Annotated in this window: 17 protein-coding genes; 3 read left to right on the top strand and 14 right to left on the bottom strand. The window is 29.5% G+C overall.

The genetic code is table 11. The features are described from left to right. Positions 1-139 precede the first annotated feature (139 nt). The 3 genes from KQI89_RS08500 to cdaA form a co-directional block, all read right to left on the bottom strand. Positions 140-1741, bottom strand: coding sequence for an NAD(P)/FAD-dependent oxidoreductase (locus tag KQI89_RS08500; protein WP_216456754.1), 1602 nt, complete (start codon positions 1739-1741; stop codon positions 140-142). 165 nt (positions 1742-1906) lie between these two features. Continuing rightward, complete coding sequence (locus KQI89_RS08495) at positions 1907-3127, bottom strand: CdaR family protein (RefSeq protein WP_216456753.1); 1221 nt, start codon at positions 3125-3127, stop codon at positions 1907-1909. Then, on the bottom strand, positions 3094-3945 hold the full coding sequence (gene cdaA, locus KQI89_RS08490; protein WP_032120457.1) for a diadenylate cyclase CdaA: 852 nt from the start codon (positions 3943-3945) through the stop codon (positions 3094-3096). The genes KQI89_RS08495 and cdaA overlap by 34 nt, the downstream gene beginning before the upstream one ends. 359 nt (positions 3946-4304) lie before the next feature. On the opposite strand from cdaA, the gene KQI89_RS08485 reads away from it, so the two are divergent. Together KQI89_RS08485 and KQI89_RS08480 are read left to right on the top strand one after the other, a co-directional pair. After that, complete coding sequence (locus KQI89_RS08485; RefSeq protein WP_216456752.1) at positions 4305-5309, top strand: hypothetical protein; 1005 nt, start codon at positions 4305-4307, stop codon at positions 5307-5309. Positions 5310-5368: 59 nt separating this feature from the next. Beyond that, the gene (locus KQI89_RS08480) at positions 5369-6007 is read left to right on the top strand and encodes a cell wall hydrolase (protein ID WP_032120455.1); all 639 of its coding nucleotides are present in this window, start codon (positions 5369-5371) and stop codon (positions 6005-6007) included. 78 nt (positions 6008-6085) lie between these two features. Here the strand turns inward: KQI89_RS08480 and KQI89_RS08475 are convergent, their stop codons facing one another. The 7 genes from KQI89_RS08475 to ptsP all read right to left on the bottom strand — a co-directional run bounded on the left by KQI89_RS08475 (position 6086) and on the right by ptsP (position 13908). Next, positions 6086-6943 (bottom strand): NAD(P)/FAD-dependent oxidoreductase, encoded by an 858-nt coding sequence (locus KQI89_RS08475; protein WP_216456751.1) that lies wholly within the window; start codon positions 6941-6943, stop codon positions 6086-6088. Between the two features lie 30 nt (positions 6944-6973). Then, positions 6974-7288, bottom strand: a complete 315-nt coding sequence (trxA, locus tag KQI89_RS08470) for a thioredoxin (protein WP_216456750.1) — start codon at positions 7286-7288, stop codon at positions 6974-6976. A gap of 129 nt (positions 7289-7417) precedes the next feature. Further along, positions 7418-8596: a beta-aspartyl-peptidase gene (iadA, locus tag KQI89_RS08465; RefSeq protein WP_216456749.1), complete on the bottom strand. Its 1179-nt coding sequence runs from the start codon at positions 8594-8596 to the stop codon at positions 7418-7420. A gap of 25 nt (positions 8597-8621) precedes the next feature. Beyond that, a complete protein-coding gene (locus tag KQI89_RS08460; RefSeq protein WP_216456748.1) occupies positions 8622-9908 on the bottom strand; it encodes a tetratricopeptide repeat protein in 1287 nt (428 codons plus the stop codon). Between the two features lie 214 nt (positions 9909-10122). Beyond that, positions 10123-11547 carry a DUF4652 domain-containing protein gene (locus tag KQI89_RS08455; RefSeq protein ID WP_216456747.1) on the bottom strand — a complete coding sequence of 475 codons (1425 nt, stop codon included), beginning with the start codon at positions 11545-11547 and terminating at the stop codon, positions 10123-10125. 7 nt (positions 11548-11554) lie between these two features. Then, positions 11555-12118, bottom strand: a complete 564-nt coding sequence (locus KQI89_RS08450) for an RNA polymerase sigma factor (RefSeq protein ID WP_032120449.1) — start codon at positions 12116-12118, stop codon at positions 11555-11557. A gap of 173 nt (positions 12119-12291) precedes the next feature. Then, positions 12292-13908: a phosphoenolpyruvate--protein phosphotransferase gene (gene ptsP, locus KQI89_RS08445; RefSeq protein ID WP_216456746.1), complete on the bottom strand. Its 1617-nt coding sequence runs from the start codon at positions 13906-13908 to the stop codon at positions 12292-12294. Positions 13909-14448: 540 nt separating this feature from the next. Here ptsP and KQI89_RS08440 point away from each other — a divergent pair. Then, entirely contained in the window at positions 14449-16452 is a 2004-nt protein-coding gene (locus KQI89_RS08440; protein WP_216456745.1) for a sigma 54-interacting transcriptional regulator, read from the top strand. Positions 16453-16571: 119 nt separating this feature from the next. Here the strand turns inward: KQI89_RS08440 and KQI89_RS08435 are convergent, their stop codons facing one another. The 4 genes from KQI89_RS08435 to citC are packed head-to-tail and all read right to left on the bottom strand — an operon-like array spanning position 16572 to position 19688. Further along, the gene (locus KQI89_RS08435) at positions 16572-17246 is read right to left on the bottom strand and encodes a tetratricopeptide repeat protein (protein WP_216456744.1); all 675 of its coding nucleotides are present in this window, start codon (positions 17244-17246) and stop codon (positions 16572-16574) included. Positions 17247-17264: 18 nt separating this feature from the next. Continuing rightward, positions 17265-18134 carry a triphosphoribosyl-dephospho-CoA synthase CitG gene (gene citG, locus KQI89_RS08430; RefSeq protein ID WP_216456743.1) on the bottom strand — a complete coding sequence of 290 codons (870 nt, stop codon included), beginning with the start codon at positions 18132-18134 and terminating at the stop codon, positions 17265-17267. Next, positions 18127-18642, bottom strand: a complete 516-nt coding sequence (gene citX, locus KQI89_RS08425) for a citrate lyase holo-[acyl-carrier protein] synthase (RefSeq protein ID WP_216456742.1) — start codon at positions 18640-18642, stop codon at positions 18127-18129. The genes citG and citX overlap by 8 nt, the downstream gene beginning before the upstream one ends. A 2-nt stretch (positions 18643-18644) precedes the next feature. Then, on the bottom strand, positions 18645-19688 hold the full coding sequence (gene citC / locus KQI89_RS08420) for a [citrate (pro-3S)-lyase] ligase (protein WP_216456741.1): 1044 nt from the start codon (positions 19686-19688) through the stop codon (positions 18645-18647). Position 19689: the final 1 nt, after the last annotated feature.

Below are 19689 nucleotides of genomic sequence, written 5' to 3'. Positions count from 1 at the left end.
TCCTCCATATATTTAATTATAGCTCTGCTTTCAATAAGCTTTACTTATACCCTTTTAAAAACAGAGCTCATAGGATAAAATTACACTTACCTATACATTGTAACAAATATTTTCCTAAAAACCAAAGTTTTCAGAAAAATCATTGTATTGGAGCATATTCTTTCATTAACTCCTCTGCTACCTTAAGCCCATCTACTGCTGCTGATATTATGCCTCCTGCAAAACCTGCTCCTTCTCCTGCTGGATACAGCCCTTTAATAGATAAGCTTTGTAGTTTTTCATCTCTAACTATTTTAATTGGAGCAGAAGTTCTTGTTTCTATACCTGTCATTACAGCTCCATTTCCTGCAAACCCTTTTATCTTTCTCTCAAAATCCACCATACCTTCTTTTATTGTATCAGACACATAGCTAGGTAAACACTTATTTAAATCTCTAAACTGATATCCTGGTCTATAGCTTGGATCTACGCCCAAGGTTTTTGTGCTATTTTTATCCTTTAAAAAATCTTCTATAAGTTGCACTGGAGCTATATATCCACCACCACCTAACTTGTATGCTAATCTTTCGTAATGCCTTTGAAATTCCATTCCCCTTAAAACATGGGAACCTTCAAAATCCTCTGGTGATACAGTAACCACTATGGCAGAATTAGCATTTTCCTTATCTCTTTTGTAATAGCTCATGCCGTTGACTGCAAGCATGTTTTCCTCCGAGGATGCTGCTACCACTTCTCCTCCAGGGCACATACAAAATGAATATACTGACCTTTTAAGCTCTTTACTGTTATAGGCTAATCTATAATCTGCTGCCTTAAGCCTTGGGTGATTAGCATATTTTCCATATTGATTATAATTTATAATTTCTTGCTTATGCTCTACCCTTACACCTATAGCAAAAGCCTTAGGCTCCATTAGAAGAGAAGATTTATTTAAAACTTCATAAGTATCTCTAGAACTGTGTCCAATAGCTAAAATTAAAGACTCACAAGGTATTTCATTGCCATTAACCATAATAGACTTAAGCTTTCCCTCTTTAGCATTAATACCTTCAAGTTTATGTTCAAATAGTACCTTTCCCCCTAAACTTATTATTTCTTTTCTTATATTCTTTACTACAATTTTTAATATATCTGTTCCTATATGTGGCTTTCCTTTATATATTATTTCTTTAGGAGCTCCAGCATCTACTAATTCTTTTAATATGTAATCACATCTTTTATCTTTTATCCTTGTAGTCAACTTCCCGTCAGAAAAAGTACCAGCTCCACCTTCACCAAATTGAACATTAGATTCTATATTTAACGTGCCGCTATCCCAAAATTTATCCACAGCTTCACTTCTCTTATCCACATCCTGTCCTCTTTCTATTATAAGAGGCTTATATCCTAATCTGGCTAAAATTAAAGCTGCAAAAAGACCTGAAGGTCCCATTCCAACTACTACTGGTGGATTATTAAGTTTCTTTTCTCCAAGCGCTATATTTAATATTTCACAGTCTTCTTCTAATCTTACATCCTTATCCTTTATCTTTTTCATTAAAGTTTCTTCATTTTCTAAAGTAACATCTACAGTGTAGTTAAATCTTATATCATTCTTTTTTCTTGCATCTATAGATTCTTTTATTATTTTAAAATCTATAAAGTCCCTGTTGCTTACACCTAATTTCTTTGCTGCTTTACTTTCTAATAATTCCATATCTTCATCTATACTTAATCCTATGTTATTTATCCTTATGGCCAAAAAAGCACCTCCTATTTTCATTTTATTATCATTAAAAATTCTAGTCTCTTCATTTAAGTTTTACTATTTTTATAACTCATAGATATTTTACCACAGCACATAAAAATTAAAAGCGCCTCTCAAAAAAATCCTTTGAGAAACGCTTTATTTCTTAACTTTAAATCTTTATTGACTTGGTATTTTTGTTATAGTAACTTTTATTTTTTCTGGGGTAATAGTTTGAAGGCTTGTTCCTTCTTTTGCCACTATTTTTGGTGAAAGATTATGTTCTCCTTCACCAAGGTTAGTTAAATCTAAGGTAGCTGTAACATCTGCCTCACTTATTTGAGCTAATATGCTATCCGGTCCTTTTAAAGATACAGATACATTTTTAGCACTAAGTTCCGCCTTTAAGCCTTCTCCAAGCCCTGTCATGGTTATAGGTATAGATAGAGTATTTTGATTTATCACTTCTACTGTAATCTTTACGGATACAGTATCCTTTCCATTAACAGATTTAGCCCCTTTAGGTATGGCGAGCTTTAAAGTCACATCGTTATTTCCTGTAACAGTTGCTAAATCTAAAGGCTCTGTCTCTATAAAATCTATATTACTAATGTCTTTATCTTCTCCTAAAATTTCTATACTTCCAGTGCTAGGTTCTATGGATTTTATTATAATATTTTTATTGCTCTCTCCCTTAGTCTTAACTTTAACGGCTACATTTTTAGACTTTCTAACAGGTACAAAAACCTCTGTTGAAGTTGGGTTTATATCAACATCTTTTACATCCTTCATCATCTCATCTACCGCTTTAAGTGGAAGACTTAAGTTTATATCTGCATCTTGATCCTTTGCTGTACCTTTTGCTATAACCCATTTAACAGTATTCACATAGGTAGCCGCTCCACTTACTAAAGCACTATCAGGTTTAATCACTGGATCAAAAGAATAATATCCTGGTTTTGTACTAGAATCTAATTCTAATTTTATAGGTACACTTTTCTCAACTAGCTCATCAATTTCAATATTAACTCTTAAAGACTCATTTTTCTTAATATTTATACCTGTTGGATATTGAACAATGCTAATAGGAATAAGATTGCTCCCTTTTTTTACTGCATAATCACTTAAATCCGCTACAACTTTAAACTGATCTGGTTTAGCTTTATAAACCTCAGATGCTGGTCCATCAATAGTTAAAGTTACCTTAAAATCTTGACCTGGCAATATAGTAAGTTTAGAATTTTTAAGGCTATCTACATTTATTATTTCTACTGGCACTCCTGATAACTTATTACTTCTACTTGGATTTTCAACGTTAGATATATAAAGCCAAAGTCCAAAGGAAACAATAAAGCATACTATCTTTATTAAGAGGTTCTTTTTGTTTTTCTTGTTATCCATGTCTTCACCCTCTCTCCTAAGGTGGATGCCTTAACTTTTCTATTCTTCATTACTTTAATCAGTATATCTTTTAATTTATCTTTATCATAGTTCCTGGTAAGTCGTCCATTTATAGCAAGAGAAATGGTTCCTGTCTCTTCAGATACTACCACAATCAAAGCATCCGATACTTCTGAAAGTCCAATAGCTGCTCTATGCCTAGTACCAAGTTTTTTATTTATATCAGTTTTAGCAGTTAAGGGTAAAACACATCCAGAAGCTGCAATTCGACTATTTCTTATTATAGTGGCACCATCATGAAGTGGTGTATTAACAACAAAGATATTTTCAAGTAAAGCCGAAGTTACTATTGCATCTATTTTGGTTCCATTAGCAATTACATCATTTAGTCCTGTAGTTTGTTCTATAGCAATAAGAGCTCCTGTTTTACTTTCTGCTAAGTTCTCTACTGCATTTACAAGCTCAGTTATAATCTCTTCCATGACCTTTTCATCTTCCAATAGTATATGTCTATCATTAAAGGCAGTTCTTCCCAAATGTTCTAAAGCTCTTCTTATCTCTGGTTGGAAAATAATTATAATAGATAAAACTCCAATAGTTATAGTCTTACTCAATATGGTATAGACCATAGTTAATTGAAGTAAATAGCTTATAGGTATTAAAATTAATATAAATAATATACCTTTTAATAATTGTTCTGCCCTAGTTTCCTTCATAAGCATATATCCCTTATAGAAGATATAAGACACTACTAATATATCTAAAATTGAAAAAGGGGATATATTTTTCACAGTATTTATTATACTTGTCAAATCCACTGCCTCTCACCTCTAACTTTAACTCTTACCTATAATTATACACCATTAATCATATTTATAGTATAGTAGCATAAATTTTTTATTTAATTTTAATATCTAAGTTACTAAAATTTTTAGTAATTTTATACATTAACTAATAGTATATTTAATTAGGCTTGTAATTTTTATATTAATCATACCAGCAATCTATATTATGTTGGTATTCTATATAAATATAACTATAAAACTAAAATTTATATATCATTATTATACAGAATTATTTACATTTAAAAAATAGATTATATAAAACCTTAATAAAATTCACATTAGTTTTAAAATAATCTTTATGATAATTAAGAAATATACATGAGGTGATAAATATGGATAATGAAACAAAAAACAGACTTTTTGATTTTACAGTAAAAACTCTCTTAATAATTTTATTTATAATCCTATGTTTTGTTACTTTTAAATATTGGAAAGTAAAAAAACCTAAATCAACTTCCCCACCCTTAGAAAAAATTCTAGATGAAATAAATTCTTATAACAAAAGTATTTCTGCAGTCTTTCATACAAAAGATGAAACTATAAATAATAACGATATGAGTATTTATGTAGATAAGTTAAAGTTAACTGAAAAAAATCTTAAAGAATTAGATCTAAAAGCTTCCCATAATAAGGATAATATTTTAAATGGTCTACATAACAATATCCTTTTTTATGAGCAAATAAAAATACTCTTAGAAAACTCTAATTCAAAAGACTTTAATGATTCTCTTAAAAATATAGATGAATATAAAAGAATTTGTATAGAAGAGTACTTGAAGTGTAATTTTAACCAATCAAAAGATAATTTTCCTAAATCCACTATAGAATATATAAATAACTCTTATTTATCTTTTAATAATGCTATTAAGTTAAAAAGAGATATGGACATTAAAAACGACCATAATACAGACTTTAAAAGATCCTTAGCTTCTATATCTGAAAGATTTTTAAATATAAAAATAGATAAATCAAATTTTATTGAAAAATGTAGAAATGGTGAATATGCCTATGAAGTTCTTCAAAGCGAGATTGAAAGGGAATATAAAGTGTTTGAGGATTTAAGAAAAGAGTTTAATTCCCTTAAAATTCCTCCTAACGCCATTGAAAGTTATAAAGCCTTTAATGATGTATTAAATAGCTATAACCTTTATGCAAAGGAGCTTAAAAGAAGTGTAAATAATGAAAAGCAAGTTTTCAATAACAATAGTGTAGATAAAAATGTACTCTCTTTAGTAAATGAGGAGCTTAGTAGTAAGATTGAGGACTTAAATAATGATTTAGAGAGATTTAATAGTATTTTTAAGAATTTTTCCGATGAAATAAGTTTTAATAAGTGAATTAAATTTTTATAATGGGGAACAATACCAATAACACAGTTAACCAAAGGAGGTTTTTTATGAAAAGGTGTTACTTGGTTTTTGTTTTCCTGATGGTTTTCATCTTTATGGGAGACTCTGAGCTAAAAGTATATGCCAATGGAGATATGGTTGAAAAACCTGAAATAGCTTTCAAAAAAATTAATATAAAAAATAATTCTATGGATAATGAAGGTATGTACATTACCTGTGATAATGAAGTTACTGTAAGTGATAACACTTCCATAGAACTTTACAAAGAAACTAGTGAAGTGGTGGAGGTCTTAAGCTTTAACAACCAAAAATTATTTATTACAAAAGATGACGTGGAGCTCATGTCTAAAATAGTCTCTGCTGAAAGTAAGGGTGAACCTTATGAAGGTAAGGTAGCGGTGGCTTCTGTCATATTAAATCGTGTAGCCCATCCTAGCTTTCCTAAGACAGTAAAGGAAGTTATAATACAAAAAAACGCTTTTTCCTGTGTTAGAAATAATACAGTGTATGAAGATCCAGATACTAGCTGCTATAATGCAGTTATGGATGCAATAAAAGGAAATGACCCTACAAATAATGCTGTGTATTTTTATAACCCAAAGATAGCCACATCTAATTGGATGAAAAATATAGATAAAACCAATGTGAAAACCATAGGAAATCATGTATTCTTCATGGTTCATTAGAATCGAGGATTACACATTTAAAAAGCTTCCCATAGAAAATTCTTTGGGAAGCTTTTTATTTCATAATAAAGCTAACTATTATTTTTTAGAATCTAAATAACTTACAGCACTTAAAGCTGCTATTAACCCTTCTCCAGCAGCTTTAATATATTGATAAGGCTTTCCAATACAATCTCCAGCTGCAAAGCACCCTTCTATGTTGGTCTTCATAGTCCTATCTACCTTAATATGTCCATCTTCCATTAAAAGTCCTGGAACTAATTGTGCAGGAGATATACTATCCTTTAAAACAAAAACTCCCTGAGTCTCTATCTCTCTAGAAGTCATGATAAGTTTTTGAACCCTATCATCTCCTACAATATCTACTGGCTTCTCATTTACTACTTCTATATTTTCTCTTAAATCATAGTGATCTTTATACATAGGTACATAATAAAGTTTAGAAGCTAGTTCACTCACATAGTTAGCTTCTTCTTCTGCCTCTTTATTATAGCCTATTACAGTAACTACTTTATCTCTATATAAAGGAGCATCACAGGTAGCGCAATATCCTACTCCTCTACCTAAAAATTCTTCTTCGCCCTTTAATGGTTTTGTATACTCTATTCCAGTTGTAATTATAACAGCTTTTGCTTCATACATTGTTTCATTTACCATTATTGAAAAATAGTCACCCATGGCATATATATTATTAACTCTTTCATAAGTAAGCTCTACATTCATGGCATTAATATGATCTTCAAATTTTTCTTTAAGCTCTATTCCACTTATATCATGGAATCCCAAATAATTATTTATCTTAGGTGCTTTCACAAGCTTACTACTAAAATCTTTATATCCAAATACTATTATGTCTTTATTTCTTATTTTTGAATTTATGGCAGCGGATAAACCTGCTGGTCCACTACCTATAATAGCTATATCATATCTTTTCACAAAAACCCTCCTTTATTAGAGGAAATAAATTTAAATACGTTTTTTTATCATGTTTTCTAATTCAGCTTTTGGTCTAAATCCAACCATAGTATCTATTACATTTCCATCTTTAAAAACCATTATTGTCGGAATGCTTGCTATTCTGAAGTTTTGTGAAATTTGTGGATTATTATCTACATTTACCTTTCCAAACTTAACCCCTGGAATTTCATTAGATAACTCTTCTACTACTGGAGCTAACATTTTACAAGGTCCACACCATGCTGCCCAAAATTCCACTACCACAACACCTTCTTGCTTTTCAACTTCTTCTAAAAAGCTTGAGTCCATTATTTCTTTTATCATAAATAATACCTCCCTATTTCATACCCCTTATGGGTATATCATAAATTATATTTTATTACATATAAATATAATAGTCAACATTTATTAATTCATCAACTCACCTATAGCATGATAGAATTAATTATATTCTTACTGCTTCTCAAAGGTTCCTTTTAATAGCAATTTACCCTCACTAAAAACTTCTCTACCTTTATAAATTACATTACTTATATTCAAATCTGAAGAGTTTACCATGACTAAATCAGCATCCATAGCCTTAGCTACCCTGCCTTTTTTATTTAGCTTTAAAGCATCAGCTACATTAGAGGTTATAGTTTTAATTGCATCTTCTATTTTTACCCCATCTTCAGTAATAGCATCTCTAACTTCTCTATAAAGAGTTTTAACAGAGCCAACTCCAAGACCTACAAGTTCTCGCCTTTCATTAAATATAGGTAGGCTTCCTTGAGCATCTGAAGATAAAGTTATCTGTTCAACAGCAATACCTCTTTCTAAAAACATTTTTAGCCCTTTACTAGCCTTAACCTCATCTTTTTCTAAAAAATTAGGATCTGAGCTTGTAGTGATATCCACATACCCTCCCTTTTCTGCAAATTTAACTGCTTCATTAAAGAGTCCTATGCTTCTATTAACATGAGTTGGCACAAATTGTTTTATGGGTATCTCTGTGTCTTTTATTACTTTTTCTAAGTAACTCATTCCTCTCTCACCATCACCTAGATGTATATGCACTATACCAGCTTTTCCTGACAGTATCCCAGCTACCCTAGCGTGAGAGCTTAATCTTATAAATTCTTCATAAGTAGGTTGAGAAGATCTATGATCAGAAAGAGCTACCTCCCCTACACCTATTATTTTATCTATAAGCATTATATCTTCTTTTATATTTCCTGTTATAGTTTTTACAGGTATTTCATAAGATCCTGTATATATGAAAGTTGTAATTCCCTCTTCTTCTAACCCTTTAGCTTTTGCAAGTAAGGCTCTCATATCTCTACAAACTCCATCAGTACCTAAGCATCCTATTACTGTGGTTATGCCACCTTCAATTAATTCAGAGAGCTGTATTTCAGGAGTCCTCGTTTTAAATCCTCCCTCTCCGCCGCCTCCTATAAGATGTACATGGGCATCTATAAATCCTGGAAATAGTATCTTACCACTTCCATCTATTACTTTGATATCAAGGAATTCCTTAGGAATCTCTATATCATCTTTTATGTCCTCAATGCTATCTCCAGCTAATACTATATCTTTTTTGCCTAAATACTCTGGTGCATAAACTTCTATATTTTTTATTATAGTAATCATACTTGCCCTAAGGGCACACCTCCTATTAATCCTTTAATATTTCTTTAATATTTGAATTATAGTATATAGATTTTGGATACTTATCTCTTAGCCTAATGGCACATTCTTTTGCTTTTTCCTTTTCTACATTTTTATATATCATAACCATATTATAGAGTACTAAATCTGCATAATTTTGTTCACTATAAAGCTTCATGTATTCCTCATAATATTTTATAGCTTCTTCCACATTTCCTTCTTTCTCATAATTAGTGGCCAAAGAATATATTATGTGTGGGTTTAAATAACTATTTTTCGAATAGCTGTATGCCTTTAAAAAGCTATCCTGTGCGTTTTTATTATCATTACTTGCCAAATAACTTCCACCTAGCTTATAAAAATAGTCTATGCCTTCTTCTACCATAAGGCTCTCTCCTTTGGCAAATACGTTCTTTTCATTTAGGGTTAAATTACTCTCTCTCCATGTCATAGATAAACTATAAATCTTTTCAAAGTCTTTATTTTCTATGGCCATCTTAAATTCTTCACTAGGAAATTCCATGGGGTTTTCTTTAGGATTTTCTTCCTTTTGTTCTTCTTCCTCATTTACTTTAAGTACTTCTACAGCATTTGTATCTTTTATTTGATTTTCCTCTTTATTTATATTCTCTTCATTTTTTCCATTTTTATAATCTAAAATAACCTGTTGAATCTTATTTTTTGAAATAGGATATATATAATTCTTAATACCTAATGTAAAAAGGGCTAAAGCTACTATAGAAATTAAGCAAAGGGCAATACCCTTATAAGGTATTTCTTTCTTAGTAGCACCATATTCCCTAAGAATCTTCTTATTTTGTAAAGCTGAAGGATTTTTTTTATCTATAGAAAGAGATTTCTCAACATACTCTAAAGATTTTTCGTAATCTCCTTTTTTTATGTAACATAAGCTTAAAGCATTATAAACGTTTATGCTATTAAAGGAGCTTTTTTCGCACTGATTTAGTACATCTATAGCTTCAGATATTTTTAATTCTTTTAAAAGTTTTAAAGCTTTTTTATATAAAATTTCTCTTTCCTTATCTGCTATTGAATCATCAACATACTTTTTAGCTACTAAATCATTACTTACATCTTTATTTATTTGCCATAAGGATATAGCACCTCTAAGATCTCCTTTTATATAAAGTAGCATACCCTTAAGATTTATTATAGGAGCATTTTTTAAATCCTCTGATATACCTTTTTCACAAACCTCCAAAGCCTTATCTATATATCCATTTTGATAAAGCTTCATAGCCTTTGCATATATTTTTTTTGAAGTTTTGTCCATATAGAGCCACCTTTTCTTTATGTTTTCATAATAACTTTATAGTCATTTACCTTAGTCTATTATAGTGCTTATATAATCTTTTTTAAACATATTTTACAAAGAAATAAAAAACTACTCCTAAGTAGAGTAGTTTTTACAAATTACTGTAATATTAAACTTTTAACAAATTTGTAACCAATTAAACATAGAGTTGTAGTACTATTGTATTAAGGTGTTAGTTTTGTGGTGGAGTTAGTATTTGAACTATGCTCCAATTTGTGTCCTCTTTATATTTAATTAGTACAAACCTTTGATAATAGGTTGAACTTTTTAGACTAGTGGACATTTTGTCATTTATTTTATAGTTTGCCATGACTCCATATACTTTTATGTCATATGGTTTATCTTTGGCTAATGATGCATCTGTTATATCTATGATTTTTTCTATATTCATACTACTTATAGCTTGAATATCCCCAATATAACTTTTATACTCCTGTTTGAAGTTTTCATCAAATAGGTTTATTGCCTTTTCATGATTGTTATCCTTTATATTTTTAGCAAATTCATATAAGGGGTTTACCTCTTCTGTTCTGAAGCCCGTTACATCTTTATAATTTACAACTCTTTTTTCTTCATGATACTCATTTAGCGTCTCATCATTAAACACTATTAATTTTAATTCTAAATTATCTTTATTATTCTTTATAGATGACACCTGTTTCTTAACGCTATCTGTATCATACACTAAGTTAGTTTTCATATTATCTATATTTACAGAATATACACTTTTTCTTGATGGTATTGTACCGTACCCCTGACCAACTATAACAAATAAATTTTTATCTTGACCCCATTCTATATATAGTGGACTATTTTGTTTTCCATCCTTATTATTTACAGACAATTTCCAAGTGCTATTTTCTTTGTTATCCTGTACTATGATATGACCTATACCTTCTTCTAACCCATCTTCCCCTTTTCCTTCTATACAAACAGCCATTTGTCTTTCCTTTGAACTCTTCCAAGGTGTTGCAGATTTAGGATTATAGTCATAATTTAAATTTTCTTTGGTAAAAGAAGGTACATAATTATCTTTCATTTCCAATATGGGAGATATATTTTCTTTTATATATATATATTCATCTCCATTAACCTTAGTTTTAACCTTTATTGCTTTATCCGACATGTTTATATCATTTTTTTCCTCTTGAGGCTTAGTCACTATTCTTTTAGTTGACTGATTATTTTTGTTTAAATTCTCTTCTGAATTGGTAGCAATTTTAAAATTACTATTTAAATCATTAAGTATACCTCTTTTAATATAAATAGCAGAAATAGATATCATAAAAGCTAAAGTTGCCGCCATAGCATACCTTTTATTATTTCTAAAAAAGTGAAATTTTATTTTTTTGGTAAAACTCTTAGAATATCTAGTCTTATCTATAGATGCCATTATGTCTCCCCTAGGACTTGTAAACATGGCAGGGTCTATATCTAATGTGCTTTTTAACACATCTTCTATATAGTTCTCTCTTTCACAAATCCTCTTACAGCTATTACATTTACTAATATGATCATCCATGGCCTTTTTCATATCATTTTGTAGATTATCTTCTAGATAATCCTCCATCTTCTTTTTAAAAGTATTACAATTCATACAATTACTACACCCCTTTTACTTCTTCTATTTTATCAATAAAAAAGGCTTTAAATTTATCTCTAGATTTATAATATCTCCTTTTTACTGCAGACTCACTCATGTTCATAATTTCTGCAATATCTAAAAATGTTAGTTCTTCCGCATATCTCAGTATTAATATTTGCTTATCAATATCCCCTAAATCATTAATAAATCTTTCTACATTTGTTTTTAATTCTTTAAACTCCAGTTTTTGTTCTGGAGAAGGTTCCTTAGATGCTAGCCCTATAACTTCTTCAATATTCGCCTCATATACTCTTTTGTACTTTCTTATGTAGTCTATACACTTGTTTCTAGCTATTTGTAAAATCCAGTTTGAAAATTTGTATTTAGAATTATACATGTATAACTTATTATAGACAGTTATAAAAACCTCCTGAGTTATATCTTCTGCTGCTTCTTTATCTTTAATCATGTTATATATAAATTTTAATATAAGAGATTGATATTTATTTACTATTATATTAAAACTGTCTACATTACCGTTAAGAATCTCTTTTATAAGTTTCAAATCCTCATCCAAAACCAACACGCTCCTCCATCATGTTATAATGGATGCATCTATTTCTATTCATATCTATATACGTAATTTTTAAGGTGTAGTTACATATTTAATTTATATTATAACAAAAAATCACAGGTTAATCCTGTGATTTTTTTAAATGGTCTTATTTATTTGAATTTTAAGGGTGTGCAATATAATTAATCTTGGTTTATTATGATTTGCTTAGCTCTTAATATAGATGATGCACTCATTGAAAATTCATCTAAACCATAGCTTACTAAAGTTGGAATAGCAGTTTCATCCCCTGCCATTTCTCCACACATACCGCACCACTTACCATGGTTATGTGCTCCATCTATAGTCATCTTTATTAAACTTAATACTGCTGGGTGCATAGGGTTATATAAATAAGATACCTTTTCACTCATTCTATCAGCAGCTAATGTATATTGTATAAGATCATTAGTTCCTATAGAGAAGAAATCTACATACTTTGCAAGTTCATCTGCACATACTGCTGCTGCAGGTATTTCTACCATTATTCCCCATTCTATTTCTTCACTGTATTCTTTTCCTTCTGACTTAAGTTCTGCTTTACATTCATCTACAACTGCTTTAGCCTTTAAAAATTCATCTAAAGAAGCTATCATAGGGAACATTACCTTTAAGTTACCAAATACTGAAGCTCTTAATAAAGCTCTTAATTGAACTTTAAATATATCTATTCTATCTAAACATAATCTTATAGCTCTATAGCCTAAGAAAGGATTCATTTCTTCTGGCAATGGAAGATAGGATAATTTCTTATCTCCTCCAATATCTAAAGTTCTTATAACTACAGGCTTACCTTCCATCTTTTCTAAAACATATTTATAAGATTCAAACTGTTCTTCTTCTGTTGGAAGATTATCTCTATCCATATATAAAAACTCTGTTCTGAATAGCCCAATACCATCGGCACCATTTTCTATAACCTTATGTACATCTTCTGATTTCCCTATATTTCCTGCTACATCTATTCTCTTTCCAGACTTTGTACATGTTTTTACTTCTATAAGTCTTTTTAATCCTTCTACTTCTTCTTTATACTCTTCAACTTTTCTTTCATATAACTTAATAGTTTCATCATCAGGATTTACTATTACGTTTCCTTCTATTCCATCTACTATAAGTAAATCTCCATTTTTAACAGATGAGGTTATATCATTCATCCCTACTATGGCTGGTATTTCAAGAGTTCTAGCCATTATAGCACTATGAGAAGTTCTTCCTCCTATATTAGTTAAGAATGCAATAACTTTTTCTTTATCTAACTGAGCTGTGTCAGATGGGGTTAAGTCATGAGCAACTAGTATTGTATTATTTTCTGTAATCTCAATACCACTCATCTTACCTAATAGGTTTAATAAAATCCTATTTGAAACGTCTTTTACGTCTGCAGCTCTTTCTCTCATATATTCATCTTCCATGGATTCAAATATAGCAAGAAATGAATCTGAAATATCCTTTACTGCTTTCTCTGCATTAGTATTGTTATTTGTTATCTCCATTTCAATAGCCCCTATAAATTCTGGGTCCTCTAGTAGCATGATATGACTTTCAAAAACAGCAGCCTTATCCTCTCCCATATTTTTAAGAGCTTTTTCTTTTACTTTTTCTATTTGATTTTTAGATATTTCTAAAGCTTTATCTAATCTATTTTTTTCACTTTCTACATTTTCTACCTTAGCATCAGTTATTGTTATATCAACATCTTCCTTAATAATAACATGACCAATAGCATATCCTCTTGAGGCAGCAATACCTTTTTTCATATTTTCTCCTGACTAAATTATATTAAAGTCAGGATTTTCACCTACCTTTCTATTATCTATTAACTGATGTAAATTATATTAATAATTTTATCTTTAATATATTCTTAATATATATAAATATAAGTTTTACTAAAATATTTAAAGCAATATACATGCCAAAATAAAAAATAAGTTGATTTAATTAAAAATCTAATGATAATCTTATAACCACAGCATTATCTTATACCTTATCATTTATAATATAATTTTTTAAATTTAAATGCCTTGATAAAATTTATCAACTATATTATGTATATATTACAATAATAGGCGTAATATACTTTTTATACTTTACCTTATTGAAAATAAATATTCTTTTAAACTAATGTTTTATTTTTAAAATTTCTTTAAACCTTTACATTTGAATCTTTTACAAAATTATTACTTTTTTTTACTAGATTTATATTTGCTGTTGTAGTATGATAAGGTTGATAAAAAGTATCAAGGTTTTTAATAGACTTGATACTTTTTATCATACTTTTATAATGAGGATGATATATAATGTTTTCAAAAGATTTAGTAATAAAAATCCACAATGGGTTACATACAAGGGTAGCAGCCATGGTTGTAAATAAGTGCGATGAGTTAATTGCAAAATATGGTATAAGAATTTATGTAAGCACAAAGGATACTAAAGAACCTATTGCTGTAAGTATGTTAGCTCTTTTATCTTTAAAAATTCAAGAAAATGACAGTATAAATATTTCTACTAAGGAAGATTCTAAGGAAGCAATAAAAGCTATAGAAGAACTTAGCTCTTTTATAACAAAAGATTTATCTGGAACAACTCCGCATATGAAAGCCATAGATGCTATCTTAGAAGAAACCAATATAGCTAATGAACAAATAGTAAAAAATATTCCTATAGGAATAGTTGTAATAGATATTAACTCCAATATAACTACTATAAATGATTATGCCTTAAGAATTATAGAAAAGAATTATAAAGATGTCTTAGGTAAAAATGTAAAAGACATAATACCAAACTCTGACCTTCCTAATATAATTATAACAAAAGAAAAACATTTAGGTAAAATACAACATATGAATAATCATATTACTATGGTAAACAGAAGTCCTATATTTTCTGGAGATAAAATTATTGGGGCAATTGGTGTGTTTCAAGACGTTTCAGAAATAGTAGGCATGAAGGAAGTTAATGAACGTTTTAAAAAAATCCTTGCCTCATCTCATGATATGATTTGCTTTATAGATGAAAATGGATATGTAAGTTACGTAAATCCAGCTTACGAAGAAAACTATAATTTAACTTCTAATTCTATATTAGGTAAACACCTTAAATACCTTTCTCCTAAAGGTCTTAGAATGCAGGTTTTTAAATCAAAGGAAAAAATAGAAAATATAATATATAAAAAGGATGGAATAAATATAATTTCCACTGTGGAGCCTATTTTTATAGATGGTGAGTTTAAAGGTGTTATATCTACTTCTAAAAAAGTGGAAGATATTAAGGATTTAATGGGTAAACTTGAAAAATCTCAAACGGAACTTGATTACTACAAAGAAGAACTTATAAAACATGCTGGTTTAAATCGTACCTTTAGTGACATAATAGGTGAAAACAAAGGTTTAAAAAAAGTTTTAGACTTTTGCAGGAAGGCTTCTCAAAGCACTTCCACTGTACTTGTAACTGGTGAAAGTGGTACTGGTAAGGAACTTATAGCTAAAGCTATACATAATAATAGCGAAAGAAAGGATAAACCCTTTGTTAAAGTTAACTGTGCTGCTATTCCAGAAAATCTTTTAGAAAGTGAATTATTTGGATATGAAAAAGGTGCCTTTACTGGAGCAATTAAAAATAAACCAGGTAAATTCGCTATTGCAGATGGTGGAACTATATTTCTTGATGAAATAGGAGATATGCCCCTTGCTATGCAAGCTAAACTATTAAGGGTGCTTCAGGAAATGGAGATAGAAAGTCTTGGTGGATTATCTCCCCAAAAGATTGATGTTAGAGTCATAGCTGCAACTAACAGAAATCTAAGTGAAATGATAGAGGATAAGACCTTTAGAGAGGACTTATACTACAGATTAAATGTAATTCCTATTCAAATACCTCCTCTTAAAGAAAGAAAAGAGGATATAGAGCTATTAGTAGAACACTTTATACTAAAATTAAATAAAAAGCTAAATAAAAACATTAAGGGCATAAGTGAAGATAGCCTTTTATTACTACAGGAGTACCACTGGCCCGGAAATATAAGGGAACTACAAAATTTAATAGAAAGAGCTATGAACCTTTGTGATGAAAGTATAATTAAACCTGAAGATTTACCCGTATATCTTCAAAAAAACCCACAGAAGGATACTAATTTAATTAACACTCCCCATGGTGAGATTTTAACCTTTCAAGAATACGAGAAGGAAATAATAAGGCTTGCTATGGAAAAATATAAAAGTTTTAACAAGGCAGGAAAAGCTTTAGGACTTACCCACAGAACCATATCTTTAAAGTGTAAAAAATACGGAATACTTGTGGATTAAAAAATTATCTGTGGATTAATCCTCACGTAAATAATGAACTAAAATAATATAAAAGGTATGGATTCGGTTATTTTATATAAATCTAATCCATACCTTTTATTGATGTTGATACTTAAAATTTATTTGCTAATTAATTCATTAAACTCTTTATATTTTCTTACATTATTAAAGTCTGATTCTTCCCTTGCCGCTTCCTTTACCTTAGGGTCTATTTCTATTGCCTTTTTCATATATTTTAAAGTATTTTCCAAATCTCCATATCTTCCATATATACTGGCCTTTCCATAGTAGCTCCATACATAATCTTCAACCTCTAAGGCTTTATCATACCATTTTAAAGATTCATCATATTTTCCGAAAAGCTCATAAGCTAAAGCTTTATTAAATCTTGCATATCCAAAATCAGGCTTTATTTCTAAAGATTTATCTATGTTTTCCATGCCACCTTCAAAATCTCCTTTATAGCTTATAGCTATACCTTTTGTATTATATGCTTTATAATTTTCTGGATCTAAGGCTATAATTTCATCGCTCTGTTCTATTGCTTCAATATATTTTCCTTCGTAAAACTTAGATAGAGCAGTTTGATTTTTACTTTCTAGTTCTTCTATATTCTTGTTTTCAGCTTCTATCTTTGCGTTTTCTTCTTGTTTTTCTTTAATGATTTCCTGCTGACTTTCTTGAACCTTTTTTAATTTATTTTTATTTTCGTAACCAGTATAAATGATTATAAAAATCCCTACACAGGACAGTATCCCAAATATTATAAGTTTATTTCTTAATTTTTTATCCATAATACTGCTTATCCCTTCCTATAAAGTATTAAAAAACTTCTTTTTTACCTCTGTTAAAAATATTGTGACAGCTAAAATGTCGGCACTGCCACCAGGACTTATCCTTCTTTTTATAAAATCCTCTTCCATGATTTTTATTTCTTCAATTCCTTCTTTTGTATACATTCCACCTAAATCTATGATCCTTTTTGAATTCTCTCTTACTTCTTCTAACACCTCTAAGGAATGCCTATGTAATATAGTGGTGTCCATGCAGTATTGCATTATTCCCATAAGAGTATGTACTATTCTGGATTTTTTAGCTAATTTCTTATTTTCTTCATAAAAATTCAATGAATAATCAAAAACAAGTGGAATACCTTTTTCTACCTCTTCTCTAATACCTTTTATATTATGTTTTAAATATAATTCTTCTCCATGGGATAAGTTCTTTTTTAAATGAATATCTTTGAAATCTTCTTGTGTTAACCCTTCTGTCATAGCTTTTATATTACATTGAATAGAATTAAAATCACTTTTTTCATAGAGACTTTTAGCCACAGCAGCAATAGTTATACCCATTATAAATAGCATACCCTTATGAGTATTAACTCCAGAAGTTTTTAAAAACATGTTTTTTTCTGCTTCTATACCTAAGAGCCTGATTGACTTAAATATATCCTTAGGTTCTCTTTTGGAGTATCCTTCCTCTGAAAAAAGTATCATAAATTTCATAAGGGAAGTTGTACTATCTATAAAGCTATAATAATCCATATCTTCATGTGCTCCTGAATTCACAGGGGAAACAAGACCTGGAGTAGGATAAGCTGAAGCTTCATATAACATAGCTTGAGTTGCCAATTCTCCTAGAGAGAATGATATGTCTTTTATGTACTTTCTATTATCCATTTATGTAACCCTCAAATTCTATATAACATCTTTCTATGTACCTTATGACCTCTTTAATATCATGTCTTTTACTTCTTACGCATACCTGGGCTATTTCTTCACATAGAAAACATTTTCTTGGTTTTATACCCATTTCTTCTCTTCCTATACTTTCCATTGTGTCAGGTCTATAAACATCTATATCTACACACCTTCCTAAGGGGTGATTTTCTTCAATTTCAATACAAATCCTTTTTATCTCCAAAGGATCTTTATCTATAGCCATAGTAATGTTAGGTCCTTCTGCAGTTATTGTTAAAAGTTTAAGTATTAGTACATCTTCAAACAATCTACTTAATAACTTATCCATAGCTTTTATTATATCTTTTGTTAGTTCATTTTCTTTTTGTACTCCTGGATAATTTACTCTTATAAATATTAATGTTTTGTTGAATTTTTCTATAATTTCTTGTATCATTTCTACTCTTTTTTCTCTTTCAATTAGAATATCTTTTGGAGTATATTTCATATCTAATGTGGAGATTCACTTACCTTGATTTTCTCCACTATCTCCTTTCCCTTTTTGCTATTTAAAAAATCAAAGGTTTCCTTTGGAACTAACCCTTTTATATTTTTTATATCATTAGCTTTTATTAATTGCCTAACTTTAGAGGCACTTATAACATCTCCATCTATAGCTTTTCTTGGAACTATAGATAATTTTATGCCAAAGTTCTTTAATTCTTCAAGGAGAGCTTCATTATAGGCATTAGTTACTTTGCAATAAGGCTCCTCTCCTACAAATCTTTCATTTATATTTAGCATTTTACAAAAATACATAGCAAATATACCTGCATCTATAGATGTGTAGCTATTTAACTTATCGTCTTCTTTTCTCAAAAAATAAGAAGGGAATGTAGCTGAAGAAATTATATATTCACCTCCTGGTATTACCTTAACATTTTTTAAATCTCTCGTCCCTTCTTTAACTAAATTATATCTATCTTCAAAGGGAAAAAGGGATTTATTTTCTTCTACTATAAATACTAATACTTCATCAGAAACCTCCGACGCTTTCTCTATTAAATACCTATGTCCATTGGTGAATGGATTACAGTTCATAACTAATGCTGATCTAGGTTTATCTGTGTTTATATCATATTTTTTAATCAGCTTTTTAAGATAACTGTGAATGTCATATATTCCATTTTCTAAAAGAGCCACCTTTTTTGCAGTATATAATAACTTAAACCCTAAGGATGTAAAAATATCTACATTTTCAGGCTTTGTAAATATAAAGCTGTGGTATATTCCTTCTGAAAAAAGCTTATCTATAAGATTAGTTATAAGTGTTGCTGTTATTCCTTCTCCTTGAAGGTTTGGACTTATAGCAAAACATTTTAAAATATTTTTAGCCTTAGAACAAGTTGCAACAATACCCTTTTCATCTTTTAAAACTAAAGTGTAATCTATATCCTTTTCATAATCTAGGTCAAATCCGCTTAAAAATATTTCTACATTCTTTCTTTCCGCTAAATTACAAAGGTCAATAATTTCCATCTTTAATCCATCCATC

The sequence above is a fragment of the Clostridium simiarum genome (assembly GCF_018919175.1).
Lineage (GTDB): Bacteria > Bacillota > Clostridia > Clostridiales > Clostridiaceae > Clostridium_L > Clostridium_L simiarum.
This window is presented reverse-complemented; position numbering and strand designations above follow the sequence as displayed.